Origin of the sequence: Methanoregula sp. (genome assembly GCF_050010295.1) — an archaeon.
Lineage (GTDB): Archaea > Halobacteriota > Methanomicrobia > Methanomicrobiales > Methanospirillaceae > Methanoregula.
Map to the genome: position 1 here is coordinate 94,969 of NZ_JBEKLH010000005.1, position 20,268 is coordinate 115,236.

The 20,268-nt window shown below is 44.7% G+C and carries 17 protein-coding genes and 1 tRNA gene; 12 read left to right on the forward strand and 6 right to left on the reverse strand.

Going from position 1 to position 20,268, the window contains the following annotated elements; all coding sequences use genetic code 11:
* The first annotated feature begins 158 nt into the window (after positions 1–158).
* The 3 genes from ABSB80_RS08300 (at position 159) to gmd (ending at position 2,555) form a co-directional block, all read left to right on the forward strand.
* Positions 159–231, forward strand: a tRNA-Thr gene (locus ABSB80_RS08300).
* 426 nt (positions 232–657) lie between these two features.
* On the forward strand, positions 658–1,290 hold the full coding sequence (locus ABSB80_RS08305) for a flagellin (RefSeq protein ID WP_428369989.1): 633 nt from the start codon (positions 658–660) through the stop codon (positions 1,288–1,290).
* Positions 1,291–1,508: 218 nt separating this feature from the next.
* Positions 1,509–2,555 carry a GDP-mannose 4,6-dehydratase gene (gene gmd, locus ABSB80_RS08310; protein ID WP_428369991.1) on the forward strand — a complete coding sequence of 349 codons (1,047 nt, stop codon included), beginning with the start codon at positions 1,509–1,511 and terminating at the stop codon, positions 2,553–2,555.
* A gap of 125 nt (positions 2,556–2,680) precedes the next feature.
* On the opposite strand, the gene ABSB80_RS08315 is transcribed toward gmd, so the two are convergent.
* Both ABSB80_RS08315 and ABSB80_RS08320 read right to left on the reverse strand, forming a co-directional pair.
* Positions 2,681–3,841 carry a DegT/DnrJ/EryC1/StrS family aminotransferase gene (locus ABSB80_RS08315; RefSeq protein ID WP_428369993.1) on the reverse strand — a complete coding sequence of 387 codons (1,161 nt, stop codon included), beginning with the start codon at positions 3,839–3,841 and terminating at the stop codon, positions 2,681–2,683.
* Between the two features lie 16 nt (positions 3,842–3,857).
* Positions 3,858–4,823, reverse strand: a complete 966-nt coding sequence (locus ABSB80_RS08320; RefSeq protein ID WP_428369995.1) for a GDP-L-fucose synthase family protein — start codon at positions 4,821–4,823, stop codon at positions 3,858–3,860.
* Positions 4,824–5,602: 779 nt separating this feature from the next.
* Between ABSB80_RS08320 and ABSB80_RS08325 the strand changes: the two genes are divergently transcribed.
* From ABSB80_RS08325 to ABSB80_RS08365, 9 genes are all read left to right on the forward strand, one after another.
* Positions 5,603–7,042: a B12-binding domain-containing radical SAM protein gene (locus ABSB80_RS08325; protein WP_428369997.1), complete on the forward strand. Its 1,440-nt coding sequence runs from the start codon at positions 5,603–5,605 to the stop codon at positions 7,040–7,042.
* A 142-nt stretch (positions 7,043–7,184) separates the two neighbouring features.
* Positions 7,185–8,663, forward strand: a complete 1,479-nt coding sequence (locus tag ABSB80_RS08330; protein WP_428369999.1) for a flippase — start codon at positions 7,185–7,187, stop codon at positions 8,661–8,663.
* Positions 8,664–8,699: 36 nt separating this feature from the next.
* Positions 8,700–9,584 carry an alpha-1,2-fucosyltransferase gene (locus ABSB80_RS08335; RefSeq protein WP_428370001.1) on the forward strand — a complete coding sequence of 295 codons (885 nt, stop codon included), beginning with the start codon at positions 8,700–8,702 and terminating at the stop codon, positions 9,582–9,584.
* A 634-nt stretch (positions 9,585–10,218) separates the two neighbouring features.
* The gene (locus ABSB80_RS08340) at positions 10,219–10,482 is read left to right on the forward strand and encodes a DegT/DnrJ/EryC1/StrS family aminotransferase (RefSeq protein WP_428370003.1); all 264 of its coding nucleotides are present in this window, start codon (positions 10,219–10,221) and stop codon (positions 10,480–10,482) included.
* Between the two features lie 58 nt (positions 10,483–10,540).
* Entirely contained in the window at positions 10,541–11,536 is a 996-nt protein-coding gene (locus ABSB80_RS08345) for a glycosyltransferase family 2 protein (protein WP_428370005.1), read from the forward strand.
* 42 nt (positions 11,537–11,578) lie between these two features.
* A complete protein-coding gene (locus ABSB80_RS08350) occupies positions 11,579–12,760 on the forward strand; it encodes a glycosyltransferase family 4 protein (protein ID WP_428370007.1) in 1,182 nt (393 codons plus the stop codon).
* Complete coding sequence (locus ABSB80_RS08355) at positions 12,757–13,635, forward strand: alpha-1,2-fucosyltransferase (RefSeq protein ID WP_428370009.1); 879 nt, start codon at positions 12,757–12,759, stop codon at positions 13,633–13,635. Before ABSB80_RS08350 ends, ABSB80_RS08355 begins: the two co-directional genes overlap by 4 nt.
* A 78-nt stretch (positions 13,636–13,713) precedes the next feature.
* Entirely contained in the window at positions 13,714–14,727 is a 1,014-nt protein-coding gene (locus tag ABSB80_RS08360) for a glycosyltransferase family 2 protein (protein WP_428370011.1), read from the forward strand.
* A 124-nt stretch (positions 14,728–14,851) separates the two neighbouring features.
* A complete protein-coding gene (locus ABSB80_RS08365; protein WP_428370013.1) occupies positions 14,852–15,781 on the forward strand; it encodes an SDR family oxidoreductase in 930 nt (309 codons plus the stop codon).
* Between the two features lie 126 nt (positions 15,782–15,907).
* Here the strand turns inward: ABSB80_RS08365 and ABSB80_RS08370 are convergent, their stop codons facing one another.
* Genes ABSB80_RS08370 through ABSB80_RS08385 form a run of 4 tightly spaced genes read right to left on the reverse strand, consistent with a single transcriptional unit; the run spans position 15,908 to position 20,265 of the window.
* A complete protein-coding gene (locus tag ABSB80_RS08370) occupies positions 15,908–17,083 on the reverse strand; it encodes a glycosyltransferase (RefSeq protein ID WP_428370015.1) in 1,176 nt (391 codons plus the stop codon).
* The gene (locus ABSB80_RS08375) at positions 17,065–17,730 is read right to left on the reverse strand and encodes a PHP domain-containing protein (protein ID WP_428370017.1); all 666 of its coding nucleotides are present in this window, start codon (positions 17,728–17,730) and stop codon (positions 17,065–17,067) included. Before ABSB80_RS08375 ends, ABSB80_RS08370 begins: the two co-directional genes overlap by 19 nt.
* Positions 17,711–18,862, reverse strand: coding sequence for a carboxylate--amine ligase (locus tag ABSB80_RS08380; RefSeq protein ID WP_428370019.1), 1,152 nt, complete (start codon positions 18,860–18,862; stop codon positions 17,711–17,713). Before ABSB80_RS08380 ends, ABSB80_RS08375 begins: the two co-directional genes overlap by 20 nt.
* Positions 18,859–20,265, reverse strand: a complete 1,407-nt coding sequence (locus ABSB80_RS08385) for a polysaccharide deacetylase family protein (protein ID WP_428370021.1) — start codon at positions 20,263–20,265, stop codon at positions 18,859–18,861. The genes ABSB80_RS08380 and ABSB80_RS08385 overlap by 4 nt, the downstream gene beginning before the upstream one ends.
* Positions 20,266–20,268: the final 3 nt, after the last annotated feature.

Consider the following 20,268-nt stretch of genomic DNA (forward strand, 5'->3'; position numbering starts at 1 on the left):
GTCGGTATAATGTGTTTCCCCGTGGCATCGCGATTGAAAGTGTCCCGGCAGGCCCATGACAACGGGTGTCCTGTGAATTTTTTTCTCCAGAATTTCTTCTCCGGCCGTTCTCGGGAGAGCACCATCTTTTTTATCATAAAAAATCTATGGTATATGGCGCCTCAGTGGCTTAGTTGGCAGAGCGGCTGACTTGTAATCAGCAGGCCCCGTGTTCAAATCACGGCTGAGGCTTACGGTTGCGTGGCCATTCGAAAGAGTCTTGCAACAAAAATCGGGTTTTTTCGATTGGAGAATAACATCGTTCGATTGGCAGGATATCGGCCAACCGAGGGCATTGCGGGACTCCTTCTCACCCCCCTGATATTGTAGTCATTGCCGGAAACCCTGCAAATCTCCGTTTTCTATTCCTGGAGAAAATATGCCTGAATATCATACCACTTTGTTTTAAAATACGGCAGACTTGAACCGCATCTTGGCGGCACCAAATGCCCTGACGCCTCCTAATTTAAATACCATTATTATATATTAATTTAAAGAATCACAAATAATAATTATATAAGGAAAGTTTTCAAAATATAAGGAAAGTTTTAAACGTTTTTTTGACAAAGACTGACTTACATAGAGAAAAAGTCCGAACAATCTGTTATATGGCATGACATGAATTATAAAGGTGAATTGATGAATTTGTTCAGATCAGATGACCGGGGATTCACCGGCCTTGAGGCAGCGATTGTGCTGGTCGCATTCGTCGTCGTTGCGGCGGTGTTCGCCTATGTAGTGTTGGGTGCCGGGTTCTTCACGACCCAGAAGGCACAGCAGACCGTGCACACCAGTGTTGAACAGACAAGTTCGACCCTGGAGATCGTTGGAAACGTATATGGTACAGGCTCTGGCACCGGAGCTGTCGGTAACACTATTACGTATGTTAACTTCAGCATGGGATTAGCTCCCGGGGGAACAGCGATCGACTTCTCAAAGGTGGCTATATCCTATAGTAATGCAACCACCTTGGAAACATTGTCGCAGCCAGATATGAGCTCTGCAACGATACAACAACCAGCTACTGGTGGGTGGGCAATTACAGGGATTCAGAATGCGCCGAACGGTGATGCTAGTACCGCCTCACCGCTGCTCCAGCCAAACGAGCAGTTCTCCATCAGTTGCAAACCGACCCATCAAATTATTGCAAACGATGTGTTTACCATTGAAATCAAGCCGTCAGCTGGCGCAGCATTCAGTATTTCACGGACCGCTCCTGGCGCTATAATTGGAGTAAATGTTCTCTATTAATTTTTTCCATTATTCTTTCAGGTATAAGCAATTATCATAAAATAATTGGGATTTTATCGTCGAAGGGGTTTGAACAAAAAAGGTCAACCACGGCTGAGGCTTTTTCTTTGAGCTCTTTTCACCATGAACGATCCCGCTTTGATTTTCCGGGTCTTCTGAACAAGTACCCAATACTTTGAAATTTTTGTGGATTTTATATGTAATTACACTGATGCATCATGACAAAAATAGCCTTCATCACCGGTATCACTGGTCAGGACGGGTCGTATCTTGCCGAACTGCTGCTATCGAAAGGATACGAAGTCCACGGAATGGTACGGCGGTCATCCACCTTTAATACAAGCCGGATCGATTCCATTTATGTCGATCCGCATGATCCTGATGCCCGTCTCTTTCTTCATTACGGCGACCTCTCAGATTCCGAACAGATCGCAAACATAATGTACAATATCCGCCCGGATGAAGTCTACCATCTGGGTGCGCAGAGCCATGTCCGGGTCAGTTTCGATACTCCGGAGTATACCGGTAACGTCACTGCCCTTGGCACGACCCGGTTGCTGGAGGCAATCCGCCGGAGCAACAACCACGTAAAGTTTTACCAGGCATCGTCAAGCGAGATGTTCGGCGCTGCCGTGCCGCCCCAGCATGAGTCGACCACTTTCCACCCACGCAGCCCCTATGCCTGCGCAAAGGTCTATTCCTACTGGATGACCCGGAACTACCGGGAGGGGTATAATCTCTTTGCCGCTAATGGAATCCTTTTCAACCACGAGTCTCCGCGCAGAGGAGAGACTTTTGTCACCCGCAAGATCACCCGGGCAATTGCCAGGATTCTTGCAGGAAAGGAGAAATATCTCTACTTGGGAAATCTTGACGCAAAGCGGGACTGGGGATTTGCCCCGGAGTACGTCGAGTGCATGTGGCGGATCGTCCAGCAGGAAAAAGCGGATGATTTTGTGATCGGTACTGGTGAGACACATTCCGTTCGCGAGTTCCTGCACGAATCGTTTAATTATGCGGGGCTTGACGTTGAAGAACACGTGCGGATCGATCCGCGATATTTCCGGCCGACCGAAGTGGAGGTACTCATTGCTGATGCGAAAAAGTCTGCGCAGATTCTTGACTGGGAGCCGACAATTAAATTTGCAGATCTCGTGAAGATCATGGTGGATGCGGATATGAGGGCTGTGGGGCTCTCACCAATAGGGGAAGGGGATGCCGGTCTGGCCAAAAAAATTTGCCCCCGCTGGTGGTTAAAAGATTAATGGGATATTTATTAATTTTGAGATTCTCTTACCTCAAAGGAGAACCTGTCCCCTATTTTCCGGGAGGAATGAAATGGATGAATCCTTTCATTGTTATAAAAACAAACCCCCTCCTGTAGTTCCCCTTATTTTTTAATACAGGAACGAACTGTTTCCAAGTCCTCATCAGATAATTCGGGATAATTCCCACAATAAAAACCGCATTTATGAATAAATTCTGTGCTTGGCAGATCATAGATATTGCGCACATATTTGGAGTAAAATGGCTGTCTCTGAATGTTTCCTGCGATCATAGGCCGCACTTCGATATTAGAAGATGAAAAACGGGCAATATACTTCTCTCTTATTGCAGATGTCCGGCATATCACCGGGAATGCGAAGCTGGATAGTCTGGTTATATGAGCATGTTCCGGTGTGATCAGTTCTGTGTTTCCTTGAACTTCCTGCTCAAGGATCTGGTAATTATTTTCACGGATTTTGATATTCTCCTCAAGAAACTGAATCTGATACTGTCCCAGAAAGCCGGTAATTTCAGTCGGCCTCAGGTTATACCCCAGATCATAAAACGTATACTTTGCATCAAATTCATTTTCTATCCCAAATCTCGTACGGAGGGTGGTTTGCTGTACTGCATCCAGATTTCTATCCCATCCGTTTGCACGAACAATTCTGAGCATTTCCGCTAACTCACGGTTATTTGTCGCTACCAATCCCCCTTCAATCGTCGACATGTGATGTGCGACAAAAAATGAGAATGTTGCGGCAAAGCCAAAATTTCCCGCTTTTCCTGAGGGGAGTTCGGTTCCAAGGGATTCACAGTTATCTTCAATCAGGATTATATCCTGTTCCTTACAGATTTTTCGGATTTGCGGGAGGTCTCCAGTAAATCCGAGTGCATTTGTGAGAAACAATGCGTCCAAAGTATCCGATTCAAGACGTTCCAGAAGGGTATCTGACATGACATTTAATGTTCTAACATCAACATCCACGGGAACCGGTATCATATTCATTTGGATGATGGGCATTACATTTGTGGACCAGGTTAGCGCAGAAAAACCCACTTTTGAACCGTCTTTCAAAAAATTTAGATTTTTCAGGGACTGGATAAGTGCAAGATTTGCACTTCCTCCGCTGTTGAATAGTACTGCTTCACGCGAGTTTTGATATGCTGCAAATTGTTTTTCAAATGCTAAACATTCAGAACCCATGCTCAGCCTTTCTGTTCGTAAAATAAAATCCGAAAGTGCTTTTTTTGTTTGAGATTCATGAAGAAAGGTATTTTTCATTAAGGGGATCATCATCTCACCTTTTTTCTTTGTTAATTCCCTGAAATGAACGGATCGCTCTGTACTGATCGATCATTGACATAATTCCATCCTCAAGAGAAATGATGGGTGAAAATCCTAAATTTTTGATATTCGTAACGTCCAGACATTTTCTGGGCATTCCATCGGGCATTGATGTGTCCCATATGATTTCACCATTGAATCCTACTTTGTTCTTGATCTTACATGCAAGATCGTAAATGGAAATATCCGTACCGGATCCAACATTGATAATATCCGGTTTTCCCCATCTTTCCAGAAGCACCATCAGCGCGCGTGAAAAATCGTCGACATGCAGGAATTCGCGTCGGGCGGATCCAGTCCCCCATAATGTTATTTTTGAATCCCCGTTTTTTTTGGCATCAACAAATCTTTTTACCAATGCAGCAAGCACATGAGCGGTTTCAAGGTTAAAATGATCATTTGTGCCATATAGGTTGCAGGGAATCGGGCAAAGAACCTCCATTCCATATTGCTGATGGTAATACTGTGCCATTTTTACTCCACTGATCTTTGCAAGGGCATATCCCTCATTCGTGGGTTCCAGTGGACCGGTCATCAGGTATTCTTCTTTCATGGGTTGAGGACATTCACGAGGATAAATACACGAACTGCCCAGGAAGATTACTTTTTTTGTTTTATATTCGCAGCTTGCATGAAGGAGGTTTGACTGGATCATGCAGTTTTCATAAAGGAATTCCGCCGGGTGCAATCGGTTTGCATTTATCCCTCCTACGCGGGCTGCAGCAATAAAGACAACTTCGGGTTTATTGATGTTAAAAAAATGGTTCACATCCCTTTGATTGCATAAATCCAGTTGCGCATGTGAGGCTGTGAGTATTTTTTCGTATCCTCTTTTTCCGAGTTCGCGGATAATGGCAGATCCGACCATTCCCCGATGACCCGCCACATATATTTTAGTCTCTTTATTTATGTTAATCATATTTTTCTGGTTCCTCAGGACGCATCCCTATTTTCTGAATATATTCAATGATCCCAAAAGTAAAAAAATATCCGTAACTGCATTGGTAATAAACATCATGATAACGTGGAATGGGGATCGTATCCACGGTATCATGAAAATTTATATTATGAAAATGTATTGACCAATGTCATGCCGAAAGGCTGTCTAATGAGATAATGGTTTTATTGGGGAATCTGATTTGATTATACATACCCTGCCCAGCTCTCCCACGACAATGCGATCACGGGTATCGAAGTGTTCGAGGCGGCACGGCAAGAGAACGTAGAGAAGTGTGTGATTGCCGGCACCATTTGCGTATCCCAAGTTCACCCCTGTCCCATCCAAGGAAGAGAGCCTCTGGAATGCTTACGGAGGAGACCCATGCCCCTGCGGTCTTCAAAAAGTGCTCCCTGTCCAATCACAGGCATACCGGGAGGAGTACGGTTTCAATTCCATCTATCTTCTGCCAGTCAATCTCAATGGTCTTTTTTCAGAGATCATGGGGATGAAACTTTAATTCACCATCACCGCATACCATTACAGAATCACAGGAACGCTCATCCCTATGTCTTTCGACCGCATCGCTATCCGCGTCAGCCACTTACGCAAGAGATACAAGCTTGGCGGACCGCTGGAGCCGTACCATACGTTCCGCGATACGGTTCTCAATTTATTCAGAGTATGGCTAGGTTTATGCCACAATGCAACAAGAGAAGAGGGTCTTGGGTTTTGAAATATATGTTCACAGGAGTAATGTAATGACTAGTGCCTGGAAACGGATATTACTTATAACCACAAGTTGGGAGGAAGTGTCATTATCCTCAATGGGTATTGATAAGAACCTTGACATTAAGTGTAATGACTCAAACCATTACCCGTTGGGTCTTGCGTATATTCATTCATATCTAGAGTCCCAAGGACATCGTGTCACCAGTTTATTTTTAAATAATCATCCTTATGCTATTTGTTTATCCCGTCTTATTGACACAATTACCGTATTCAAGCCGGAGGTTATTGGGCTTCAGATACTCACACCCAATCGGGTCAGCAGTTTTCAGACAATAGAATATCTCCATATCCATTATCCGGATATTAAAATTGTTATCGGTGGGATCCATACCACGGTTATGTATGATCAGATATTGAAAAAATATCCTTATGTTATTGCTGTACTTGGGGAAGGCGAAATTACATTTGCTGAATTAATGAACTCCTTCGCTCTTAACGGAATCCCCTTAGGCAACACTCGTGGAATTGCCTATTCCAAAGATGGTATTGTGGTCAGAACCGTGGATCGAGAGCCTATTGAAAATCTCGATGTACTACCCTTCCCCAAACACGAAGCATTCTTTACTGAAGAACGGGAATCAGCATGTATTATCACTTCCAGGGGATGTCCTAATAATTGCAGTTTCTGTTGTTTAAATCCTCTTACAAAGCGGAGGGTCCGTGCCCGATCCATCAAGAATGTAATTGCGGAAATCGAATGGCTGATAAAAAAATTTCCTCAACTGAAATCCATATGGATTCACGATGATTCGTTTTTCTTAAATCCCGGAAGAGTGATCGAATTCTGTGATGAAATTATTTCGCGGAACATCAACCTGAAGTTTACCTGTAGTGGGCGATGTAAACCTATCACACGAGAGATGGTGATAAAACTTGACCAGGCGAATTTTACCCAAGTTCTATTTGGACTGGAAAGTGCCGATGAAAACATCCTGAAAAAGTGTCATAAGGGAATTACCCGGGATGATGTAATCAAAGCTTTCAATTTATTTAAGGGAACAAAAATTGAGTTAACGGCATTCCTTATCGTGGGTCTTCCTGGTGAAACTGAGGAAACTGTCAAAAGCACCGCAAAGTTTGTCCAGAAGCTGCAGCGAATTAAATATATATACTACACAAATTTAGCAGCCCTTGCGGTTTATCCGGGTACTGAATTGTATGAAATCTCGAAAGCTGATGGTATTCTGAGTGACCCATACTGGCTGACGGATCAAACCACCCCTCTTTTTACGGTGGAACATTCACAAGTGGAGTTATTCCAGTTTAAAGAAATTATGCTGGATTATCTCTGTTGCGATAGATTATTTAAGAGAAATGGTTTTTTTAAACAGTTTTTCATGATACCCTATATTTATTGGTTCAAATTACATCATTTCTGGATTCCCCGATTGAAAGGTGAAAAAGTATGAATTATTTACATAGCCACAATTTTTTTATTGACTGAAGAAAGATTGTTTCAAATAACGGTTTACCTGATTTAGTCTGCTTTTCTGGTTCCCACCCTACAGAATCGCAGAAATACTTGATTGGCCTATCATAAAGAGGATATCTGTGCACATTATCGATAACGTTCTTTCCCGTGTGATGAGTATCGGGCCAATACAAAGGCAATCGTTAATTTCATTTGTATCATTGATTGGAGTTACCGCTATCGGGTACTTGGCTACCATATATTTCGCACATTTTCTCGGTCCTGCGATCTTGGGATCTTTTTATCTGTTTACCGCATATTTTGGCATTTTTGACGTCATCAGTGACGGGGGTTTTGGGGGAGCTTCAATTAAAAGGATTAGCGAGGGAAAAAACCCCAATGAATTTTTTACTGCAAGTATTATTTTGAGATTTGTTTTGCTGGGGATATCTATTGTTATATTTATTATCATGTCTCCCTATTTGGTTGGAATAACCAATTCAGAATTGTTTTATTTATTTATTATAACGCTCACAGTTGGATCGATTAATGGAATTTGCGCAATCGATGTGTTAGGGACTGCCCGGATTGGTATAAGTCAGACCAGTAATTTCATCAATACTATGGTAAAACTCGTAATCCAGGTATTAGCTGTTTTTGTGGGATGGGGTTTGGGAGGCCTTATCGCAGGATTCATCACAGGGATGATCGCGTCTGCGGTAATAAACTTTAAATTTATCCGGTTGAAATTGACGAAATGCAATTTCAATCATTTTAAAGATATGTCGACGTTTGCGTTCTGGACATTCCTTTCTTCCGGGGGGGTTCTCATGTTTTCATATGCCGATACTATTCTCATCGGTTATTTTTTGAATTCAGAGGAGGTTGGTATTTATCGGATAGCATTCCAGCTGGCGGCATTCTCCGCCGTTACCGTTACCGTATTCAATTCTGTGTTGTTTCCCAGGATAAGCCGGTGGCACGCTGAGAATGACATTGCGATGATCCAATTGACTCTTTCAAAGGCAATTACGTATTGTCTTATCCTTGCGATCCCCGTCACCGCCGGGGGGGTATTGCTTTCTGATAAATTAATGTATTTCCTGTATGGCGCATCGTTTCAATCCGGTAGCAGCTGTCTGATTATCCTGCTGTTTGCCCAGATTGCAAATATTTTCATGTATCTTTTCACCATGTGCCTGAATGGAATTGATAAACCCAGGTACTCGTTTTATGTCACGCTGATATCCGCAATTCTTAATATTATTCTTAATATTGTGCTCATTCCGGTTTTCGGTATTACCGGTGCGGCTGCGGCAATGTTGCTCACCATGTTAATCAATGCAGGCCTCGCGTATGCTTTTCTCAAACCAGTAGTTACAGTACCTCTTGAGTTAAGATCGATCGGGTATATGATAGGATCTTCAATGGTGATGGCCTGCGTTATCATAGCGTCTACGTCTTATGTTAAAATTCAGGATTTCACGAATCTATTTACAATCGTCCTGATGGGTGCACTCGTTTACTTTATCATTTTATTCACGCTGGACAAGAAACTCACCAGTGATATTAAAAATATATTGACGAAAATGCAACTACCATTTATTAGTGGTGATTGAAACGAATGACAATGTAAAATCTGGTGAATTGATTATATGATTATTGTACGACTTAAGGGAGGCTTGGGTAACCAGTTATACCAGTATGCATTGGGACGTAAAATATCATTCCTGAATAATGTTGAGTTAAAACTGGATATTTCAGGATATCAATCCTATCTATTATGGTCATACCAATTAGGAAAATTCAATATTGTTGAAAAAATCGCAACCGATAAAGAAGTCGCATCCTTCCTGCCGTACTACATCGAGTTGAATCGTCGTGAATTGAAAAAATTACATAATCTTACCGGTCTCTTTTCACCGTATTATAAACGAAAATACGTTAAAGAACGATCAAACCTTTTTGATCCAAATATCCTGAAAATTACTGACAATGCTTACCTTGATGGATATTGGGGAAGTTACAAATATTTTGCTGATATTGTGGATCTCCTGCAGAAAGATTTCACGGTCAAAGCAGAAATGGACCAGAAGAACGTTGAAATCGCACGTGCCATAGCAGGGACGGAATCCGTGAGTATACATTTCCGAAGGGGCGACTACGTGACCAACCCGCAAACCAATGCGTATCACGGAACGTGTTCCTTGGATTATTATCAGAGAGCAGTAAAGGATATCAGCAAATATGTTTCTGATCCTCACTTTTTTGTTTTCTCGGATGATCCGGACTGGGTACAGCAAAATTTTTCCATTCCGTATCCGCTTTCATTCGTTACAATAAACGGCCCCGATGAACCTCATAAGGATCTTCGGCTGATGAGCCTGTGCAGGCACCATATCATTGCGAATAGTTCATTCAGCTGGTGGAGTGCATGGTTATGCACGAACAAAGACAAAAAAGTATACTGTCCGGATAAATGGTTTAATGTACCTTATGATATGAGAGATGCAATACCAGAATTCTGGAAAAGAATTTAGTGTGATAATTGATTAAAAGAAACACATCAGATTGATTACTTGGGTGGTACTCAAGAAAGTGGTAATCCTTGCCGGAGGACTGGGCACGCTTGGGTGAGGAAACAGGTGCCAAACCAAAATCCATAGTAGTGATTGGGGGGATGCCCATTTGATGGGATAGTGAAAATTTATTCCTACGACGTTTTTAATGAGTTCATCATCTTCCCGGGATATAAAGGCTATATGATCAAAGAGTATTTTGCCAATTATTACCTCCATATACCCGATGTCACCACAGACATAAAAAGAACATGAATGAAACCCACGAGAATTCCTCAAAACTCTGGAAAATTTCCTTGACCGATACCGGTGACAGTACCATGACCGGCGGACGAGTGAAACGTATCCAGATATATATAGAGAATGAACGGTTCATGTTAACCTACGGTGACGGCGTATCCAATGCGGATATAAAAAAGGTAATCCGGTTTCATGAGAAATCGGGGGCACTATTGGCACTCTTACCGCTGCACAACCGGTGAGACGATTTGGTGTTCTGGAGGTTGATAAGGATCGCGTGACTATATTCTTGGAAAACCCCCGGGGAATGGAGGATATATCAAAGGCGGATTTTCTGTTTTCGAATTGAAAGTATTTGATTCTTCTTCTTGCAGCACTGCACGCGAATCCCAGCTGGTTTGGGTTTCCCATTATAGTCCGGGAAGGTGCACAATTTATGCGTGATGATATTGTCCGATACTTGGAGAATCACAAGATCGCATGGATGCTCTTTGGGGGAAATCTTCCCAAACAGCCGGCGTACGCAGATATGAAGTACCGGGCACCGGGTGCTCTTGTGAACACCGATATCGTGATGAATAAACTGTTATGGATAGGAGTGTATCCGGGCATATATTAATACAATAATGCAAGAATTCATTAAGGCGTTGGTATGATTTTGGGGATCTGGTGACTTAATGAATACAATCTGTTATCCGAAGATAGATCCACTTCCTGAAAAGATCCACAGACCTTTTTGGAGTGTAATGATCCCAACGTATAATCGTGTAAATTATCTGGGAAAAACAATTAAAAGCGTTCTTGATCAGGATCCCGGCCCGGAATTCATGCAAATTGAGGTTATTGATAATTTCTCATCCCCGGAATTAAACGTTGCAGAACTGGTCAAAGAAATTGGCGATGGCAGAGTTTCTTATTATCGGCAACCAGTTCAAGTCGGCTTTCAGGAAAACTGGTCGACCTGCATCAGAAAAGCGTATGGAAAGTGGGTACATATCCTTCATGACGATGATATGGTTTTGCCGGGATTTTACAGTTCCTACCAGCAATTTATCGACCAACATCCAGAAGCAAACCTGATCTTTTCCCAGGCAATCCATATTGATGAAAATGACGAGCCCTTTTATACATTTATACCGGCTATTCCGGATTTTCCCGATGGCATTATCAAAGATGCATTTAAATTATTATTATTGGATAATTTCATCTATTCAACATCCTCTGTTGTATCAAGAGAAAAATACGAAAAACTCGGTGGTTTTCATCCTCATGTTATGCACACCGTGGATTGGGATATGTGGCTTCGAATAGCATTGGATGGACCGATTGGATATGTTAAAAAACCCCTTTTGGCATATCGTACTCATCTAGGCTCAGGATCAAATAATCAAAACAACTCTGTTGAATTGATTAACAAAAAATATGAGGATATCTACTATATAATAAATACATACCAGGAATATCTGCCCCCTCGTCTCAAAAAGAAATACTATGTCCGTTTTATGAAGACATTTGCCGTAAGTGCAAATACCCAGATGAAATTTTTACTCAAACAAAAAAAATATCCCCTCGCATTTAATCACGCAATATGGTCAAAAAAAATGTATCCTTCATTTGTGAATACTGGCAGATTTTGGTGGAATTATCTCTGTTATTTCCGACAGAATAAATAAAAACTGTACGTATCTAATCTGAAGTCAGGTAGATAAAGTAAAATGAAAATCCTCCACACCGTAGAATCCTATGATCCATCCGCCGGCGGGATGCAGGAGGTAGTGAAGCAGATCTCGGAACATCTGGTCAAACGGGGCCATCAGGTAACCGTGGCGACATCCCGTGATCCTGCACGGAAATCCCGTTCGATTAATGGTGTCACCATACAGGAATTCGCGATCTCTGGTAATTATGTAAGCGGGATTCATGGGGATACTCAATCCTACCAGGACTTTTTATTGCATTCCGATTTTGACATCATCACCAATTTTGCGGCACAACAATGGGCGACGGATCTCATGCTGCCATTGTTAGGGAAGATCACGGCAAAAATAGTCTTTGTACCGACGGGTTTTTCTGCATTGCACCACCCGGCATATGCCGTCTATTTTGAGAAAATGAAAGACTGGATGAAACAGTATGACATGAATATTTTTCTTTCAGAATCCTACCAGGATTGCGAGTTTGCACGTATGGCCGGAATCAAAAATTTTATGATCATCCCCAACGGCGCGTCAGCAGAGGAATTTCTCTCACCGGATGAAACAGATATCCGCAAAGACCTTAAACTCCCGGAAGATCATTTCCTCATCTTGCATGTGGGATCGCATACGGGTCTCAAAGGGCATGCCGAGGCGATCAGGATATTTAGCCGGGCAAAGCTGGACCACGTGACATTTATTATCGTGGGCAATGTATTCTCCCAGTTCTGTTACTGGTCCTGTAAACTACGGGAGCTGCTCTTCCGGCTCAACCCGTTGAACCGGATCAGGGGCCGGCAGCTGCTGGTACGCGCTCTCTCCCGGAAGCAGACCGTCGCTCTGTACAAAACATCAGACATGTTCTTGTTCCCCTCCCATATTGAGTGCTCCCCGATTGTGCTGTTCGAGTGCATGGCATCGAAGACGCCGTTTCTCACAACAGATGTAGGAAATGCCCGCGAGATCATTGGATGGTCGCATGCCGGGGAACTGCTCCCCACTATAAAAGATTCCCGGGGTTACTCACGGGCGGATATCGTAGGATCCGTCCGGGTTCTTGAAGCATTCTGTAGCAATAAAGAACAGCGTACCCGTATGCAGGAGGCAGGATACGAGGCATGGACCGAGAAATTCAGCTGGGAACGGATCGCGCAATCGTATGAGACAGTATATGCAAATCTTCTGGACGCTGGTGGACCGTGATCATCACACGTCTTGTTGGCGGCCTAGGCAACCAGATGTTCCAGTATGCCATCGGCCGGCGCCTGTCATGCATGCATCATGTCCCGCTGAAACTGGATATCTCGGGATTTAAAGACTATACCCTGTGGACGTACCGTCTTGATCACTTCGCCATTCATGCAGATATTGCATCTGTCCCTGAAATTGAGGAGGTTAAATTTCATAGCCGAACCGGGGTACTCCGTGCCATGGGAAATCTGGTCGTGTACTCCGTGCCCTATTATCAGAGAAACATTTACCGGGAACCTCATTTCTTCTATGATCCCAATATCCTGAAATGCAAAAACGATGTTTATCTTGAAGGCTACTGGCAGAGCGAAAAATATTTCAAGAATATTGAACATCTCATCCGGTCTGAATTTACTCCTGTGACAGAACCCGACAACCCCAATGAGAAAATGGCTGATGAAATCAGATCCTGCGAATCTGTGAATCTCCACGTCCGCCGGGGGGATTATGTGTCGAATTCCACGACCAATGCCTATCACGGGACCTGCTCACTTGAGTATTACCGCGGGGCCATACGCATTATCGAAAAAAATGTAATAAATCCCCGTTTTTTTATTTTTTCAGATGATCCCTTGTGGGTTCGCGATAATATAAATACCGGTCACCCCTCGACAATTGTTGATTTCAACGGACCAGATAAAGATTATGAAGATATGCGACTGATGAGCTTGTGTCAACACCATATCATTGCAAACAGTTCGTTCAGCTGGTGGAGTGCATGGCTTTCCACAAATCCCCAAAAAATTGTTATCGCTCCAAAAAGATGGTTTGCAGCACAGGGGATCGATACCACGGACTTACTACCGGAATCGTGGATTCGTCTTTGAAATATAAGCATAGTTTCAACAAATACCCCTGCAATAGGAATTGATAGATTGCGAAAATCCTGTGAGATCCTGAATCCCATGCCCCTCTCAGTACTGTCCATTATCATCTGTACGAAAAACCGCCCGAACGATCTGAAGATCACCCTGGAATCGGTATTTCAACAGTCTTTCCTTCCGGATTCTGTTGTTATTGTAGATGATAGTACTTCTGATGATACCGAAATTCTTGTGCGTGACTATGCTGCGTCAACGCCGGTGAATCTGATTTATTCTCATTCACCCTGCCCCCATTCAGGATTGCCTGCTGCACGAAATACGGGCATTAAAAAAATCCCTGATATTACCGAGATTATCCTTTTCCTCGATGACGATGTAACCCTTGAAAAACAGTACCTTGAGTCAATAGAATCGGTTTTTTCCCGCTGCCCCGAAATATCCGGGACCACTGGCTTTATCCCAACCGGGTATTATTCACGATCAGTATATGAGAAATTCCTGCTTTGGATAATAAGCGGATTAAATCCGGTGCTGGTGCCCGCGACTCTCATTTGTCCTTCAGTCTCAAGGACCGGGGAGGCCCTGTCGCCGCTCTTCCTCAAAAAAGATACGTCGCATATCCCGGCACAATGGCTCAGTGGCTGCAATATGGCGTACCGAGCAGAAATCTTCAGGAATGGTAACTCCTTTGATGAGCACCTCACCCGGTATGCTCTCGGAGAGGATATGATCTTCTCTTACGGCTTATTCCGTGAAGGAAAAAAACTAATCATGGTGTATCCTGCCCGACTGATTCACCGGATTTCTCCGGATGATCGGATCCCGCCAGTCGCACGGTTTGTTATGATGCTCGGTTACCGGAGGTATGCAATCAGAAAATGTTTCGGACAACATTTAATGAACCCGGTTTTTTTTATGCTCTTTTTAATACAGTTTATTACAGCCGCGTTTATTCTATCTATGAAAAGATCCGGCAACTTACATTACTGGAATCAGGCTATGAAGGGATATCGGATAGTCATGACGTTATTCCGAGATACTGACGATGCGGATTTGAGTAAAATTAATGTGTTCTGCAGCAATTCGCAGTCCTGAAATACCGGGATGTATCCGGAACAGCTAGCCTCTTATCAAACGAGGCGTTCTTAATAGTTATCTACTTAAACCCGGCCTGTATAATAAGGAAAACCACGCATCATTATCATAAACGGAGTGGGAAATGAAATATGTAATTACCGGTGGCTGCGGATTTATCGGTTCCCATATCGTGGATTTTTTAGCACAACGAGGCGATGAAGTAGTAATTATTGACGATCTGTCTAGTGGCACACTAGAGAATATCATCAGGCTCCACAATTCAGGCGCCGTCACTTTTGTGAGCGGGAGTGTGACCGACCCGGTTCTTTTGAAAAACACGTTCAGCGGTGCGGACGGGGTTTTTCATGAGGCTGCAATTACATCAGTACAACAATCCCTCAGAGATCCTGTACACACGCATGAGGTGAACAGTACTGGTACGTTAAACATCCTTCTTGCCGCTCGGGATAGTGGAATAAAAAAAGTGGTATTTGCTTCATCCGCTGCTGTATACGGGGACAGCCCTGCGTTACCCAAAAGAGAGGATATGCTCCCGGCTCCACTCTCCCCCTATGCAATAACAAAAATTACCGGTGAATACTATTGCAGCGTTTTTTCGTCCCTGTATGGTCTGCCCACCCTCTGCCTGCGTTATTTCAATGTGTTTGGTGACCGTCAGGATCCCCATTCCGAATATGCTGCAGTAATTCCCAAGTTTATCACCCGCATGCTGAACAACGAGTCCCCGGTCATTTTTGGTGATGGACAACAAACCCGGGACTTTGTTTTTATCGATGACGTGGTCCGAGCAAACATTCTGGGTATGGAGAGCAGCATTGAAGGAATTTTTAACATCGCAGGAGGGGAACAGATTTCTCTCAACGTACTTGTCGGTTTGCTCCGCGATTTGACCGGCTCCACATTGGATCCGCAATATATTCCTCCGAGGAAAGGGGACATCCTTCATTCCGTTGCCGATGTCAGCAGGGCCCGTTCGAAATTAAAATTTGCCCCGGAATATTCAATAAAACAGGGACTGGCAAAAACACTTGACTGGTATAGCCATCGCTGATTACTTGTACTTTCTTATTCTTATCGTAGCGAGTTCTCCGGGGTCTCCCCTGCTGTCCACATTATTGCATTCCCTGGTTTTGTTCAGCACAATACCTCTCGCATTCGTGTAAAACAAACGAGAAGTTCAGGGTCCTGCAGACTGGTATATTGCATTGATCTTCTCGCAGAGCCGTTTCCAGGTAAATTGTTCTGAATATGCAACAATTGGCTCCTGATCCCATGTTTTTTCAAGGGCACATTGTATTGCGTTCGATAGACCCAAAGGATTGCCTGGGTCAACAAGAAGACCATACTTTGTTGAAGAGATCACCTCCGGTATCCCTCCGACCCGGGTTCCGATAAATGGTCGGCCGCAGCCAAGACATTCAAACATCACCGTGGGATTTCCTTCCATAAGGCTGGGCAGCACGAATGCATCACAGGCGCCGATCCACAGGGGAATCTCATGATGGGGACGCCCCCCGATAAGGGTGATCGATTCTTCTAGGCCCAATCGTTTTATCTGTCGGGAGAGTGTCCTGGCGAACGGGCCCCGCCCGATAAGGTAACACCGGAGCCTGAAATCTTTTTTTTCCAGATCCGCGACAGCATCCACAAAATATGAATAACCTTTCTCTTTTACGATATTTCCAATAGAGACAAGACACTTATTCTTATCTGGCAAACCCAAGTGTTTCCGGCAATCCAAAGCAGACCTCGGAAAAAAGAGATCCCTGCGAAATCCGTTGGGAATAACCGATACAGACGTATGGACATGCAGGTTTTGGATACAGGCCTGATTCTTGCCACTTACCGTAATAATATGGTCAGCTGTATTCAATATCTCTGTTATCCGCTGATTCCACTGCTTGGAACGGAACGGAAGATCATAAATATCGTATCCGTGGGCCGTAATAATAAGCGGAACCGCGAGTCGCTCCTTAAGCCGTGCGCCGGCATATCCATTTGGCCAGGTAAAATGCGCATGGATGAGATCAACGCAAATATCGTTTCTCCCGATAAAGGCTTCAATTTCGTGGAAATATCGGTCTCCAAACGAGGTTGACTGAAACACGACCGGTGGGTAGATGAGAGGGATCGTGTGGAGATGGATATTGAGTGGAATGTCTGTGGAATCAACAAGGTTTTTTTCCCGGTACTGTTTCAGGTATCTCAAAGGTAGGATACGGGATAGTTCCGTGAGGGGATTATACGGGATAAACACATGTATTGCTTCAAAAGATTCCGAGAGTATCTCTATCTGGTCCTTGACAAACGTAAGGTAATGATCCGATAGCACAATCAGGTGATTCTTCGCCATAGGAAACTCCCTCCCTGAATAACGAGTGCTGCAAAATCTCCCCGTTTTACATGACTAATGATCTGGCTCTTTTGGATGTCCCAGGGCTGGCTGAGTTCTCTGCAAAGCATTTCCGTGAGTTCAAGTGATTCCGGAGCCACGCGGCTCTTCACCAGTCCAATTTCCCCATATATATGTGCATCACTTCCCATCATCCTCTTTTTGTTCATGTGACCGGCGAGCTGTTCCGCCCGGGCGTTTTCCTGAGGAGAACTTCGGGCATTCCAGATCTCAATAAAATCCACGCACGGTGAAATCTCTTCAATATGGGAATGATCGCGATAAGGATGCGGCAGCACGACCGTGCCCCCCTGCAACCGTATCCCCTTGATAACCTCACGCCATCCGGTAACGCCTATCTCATCATTGAGATTAAGTCCGATAATATCCCCGCAATCGGTCTTAATCTCAGCGCCAACGATCACCTCAACGCCATAGGTACGTTCATACTTTTTCCCCTCGATCCCTCCCCGTATTGTATTATGATCCGTTATCGCAACACAGGTAAGCCCAACTTTTTTTGCCCGTTTTACAATACTCTTCGGTAACATCAGCGAATCATGGGAGTATTTTGAATGGATGTGGAAATCAGCAATAAGGTCGTCCATGTGGTCTCCAGAACCGTTTCTGTTTGAGCCGTAACACAAATTCCGCAAACGTCATGCCCATCTGGATAAAGGTGGGGGCAGGATCATGGATATCCAAGTCGTACCGGATAGTCAGATCCCCAAAATCCCGGATAAACTGCGGGAGCGCACGGGGATTGGTCATCACATGGAAGAGATCGGCCGGGAAGAGCCATCGGTATCTCACGCCGGTTTCGTACTGGCATACCGGATCAATATCCCCTTCAACGGCCATAGTGCTGGTAAGAGTGGGAAAATCTACTCCTGATGCAATGGAGAGTCCAAGCGACCCCCAGAACTTGGGATTGATCTCCATCAGTACAAAATCCCCGGTTTTTTCATCTTTCTTGAATTCCACCATTGCTACGCCATGCCAATGCAGGCTGTTAAGAATGCGCAGGCCCGCGTCCCGTAATGCCGGCACGTACACACTCTCTGCAAAAGCACTCGGACCCCCCGTAACCGGGTACTCGCGAACCCGTTTGTGCATGAAGATCGCCCGGGCAGATCCGTGATTATAAAGAGCGAAAAAACCATACCCTTCACCGGTAATATATTCCTGAATAACCGGTGAATGTCGGGAGATCATCCGGTATTTTTCTGATAATTCACCTGGGGAGTTTGCATACCGGACAAATCCTGATTCTTCCGATCCTTTGATCACCGCTGGATAGGAAACCTCGTGTGCAATGGTCTCAACGTCGGCTTCAGTGCGGGGATACCATGTTTTCGGGATGCGGATCCCGATCTTTTCTGCGAACTGGATGGTCCGGTCCTTGCTGCCTGCAATATCCAATGCCCCATCCTCTGCAAGGGGAATTTTTACGTATTTTTCCAATTCGTGGCGGATATGGACGACTTGCATTACTGCGGCGAAACTGACCGGCAGCAGGACGTCTATATGATTTTTTTTGACATATTCGAGCAGGAATGCTGCAAACTGTGGATCTTTCTCAGGATCTGGTGCAATAACGTGATGATGACAATATTTAGAATAAAATGAGATGCTGAAAGAAAGGTGCGAAAGAACAGTGACCTCATTGCCTTTTTTCCCAAGTGAGCGCACCGCTGCCAGAGTATGCTTGAAATTGCCATCGGTCAGCAGGACTCTCATAGGAGAGCCACCGTTATTTCCGGTCGGGTACAGCGAATATCGATGTAATCCTCACTAACTCTATATTCAGTATCGATATTCGCTACCCGGACTGGATCTATAAAAACCCGCACAAACATCGGCGGGTTTTGGCCGGAAGGCCGATTGCTGATTTTGATCGTTATAATGTTTTTACCCCTGCCATATTCAATACCCGTTTCTCTCCGTTCTTTAAACCACTCCACCACCGCTCCTGCAGTTGTTACCCACGCACCGTCAGCCTGAGCCCGTTTTACCAGATCCTTATACAACCGGGACCAGTCCCGAGGAGGTATCAGGTTCTCGTAGTGCCAGAGTATCGTCACAGTCCCCCCAAATCTTTTTGCATAATCAAAAATACGGTCACAGTACACGCGTGCCGCGTGTTCATCGAGATGCATGCACGGCGTTTTCACCCAGCCATTGTCAGTGGGCGCCCAGCAAAAGTTCCCAAAGAGCCCGATGTCCTGGATGTGGAGAGGGAGTTCCAGGAGCGTCTCTGCAGTGCGCGGCCGGTATACCTGCAGGGTACCCGCACGGAAACCGGCATCGTCATTGTACCCGAATGTCGTATCATATGAGTACCCCGCTTCATCCAGTACTTTCCAGCTGTTCTGGTCAAAAAGGAGCCAGTGCGTCCGGTTGCCGGGCGTCTTTCCCTCAAGCCCAAGTGCTGCCATTTCCTGTCTTCCGCGTTGTGCGTCAGCCCAATTATCAATGCCATGAACACCGGCTTCCCATCCGCCATGATCCAGATCGCGCAGTAAATCCGTTTTCTCTTTAATGTCATACACGACCGCCCGGTACGGGTGCGCCCGCACGCCCGGGTCATCCTTTTGGGGTACGAAAAAGAAAGTTGAACGAACATCAAGCCGATTCTCAAGGGTCTTCCAGTGTTCAAAGAGTGACCAGGGATCCGGTCCAATCCCGCACTTGGCACAAAACAGGTTAAAGCCGGCACGGAACTTCCCTTGTTTAAAACACTGGTATGCCGCATGGCCCACCGTGAGAATACGGCATTCCCTGACGGAAGTGATATCAACGTCATGAGTAAGGGCCACCATGTATGGGTGCCCCCATGGCGCGGGAGGGATCTCCACAAGGATCGTGTATTTTTTCAGTTCCTGCCGGAGAGTGTCAATCAGGAGATCGCACACCGGTTCGTGGAGATGGGGCTGACCGGTTGTGAGCAGATCGCTGATTTTTTTAAAAATGTCATTGCCCGTTAGATCGATGAGGTTTTCCGTGCAGCCCGGTACATCAGCTTTGCGGGCGATCACGACATCGTACTGCTGTCCGGGTACATACCAGTCCCACGGCACCTTGAGGAGCTGGAATGCCTCTTCAACAGCATATTTGTCCGGATAGCACACACCGATACTCATAAT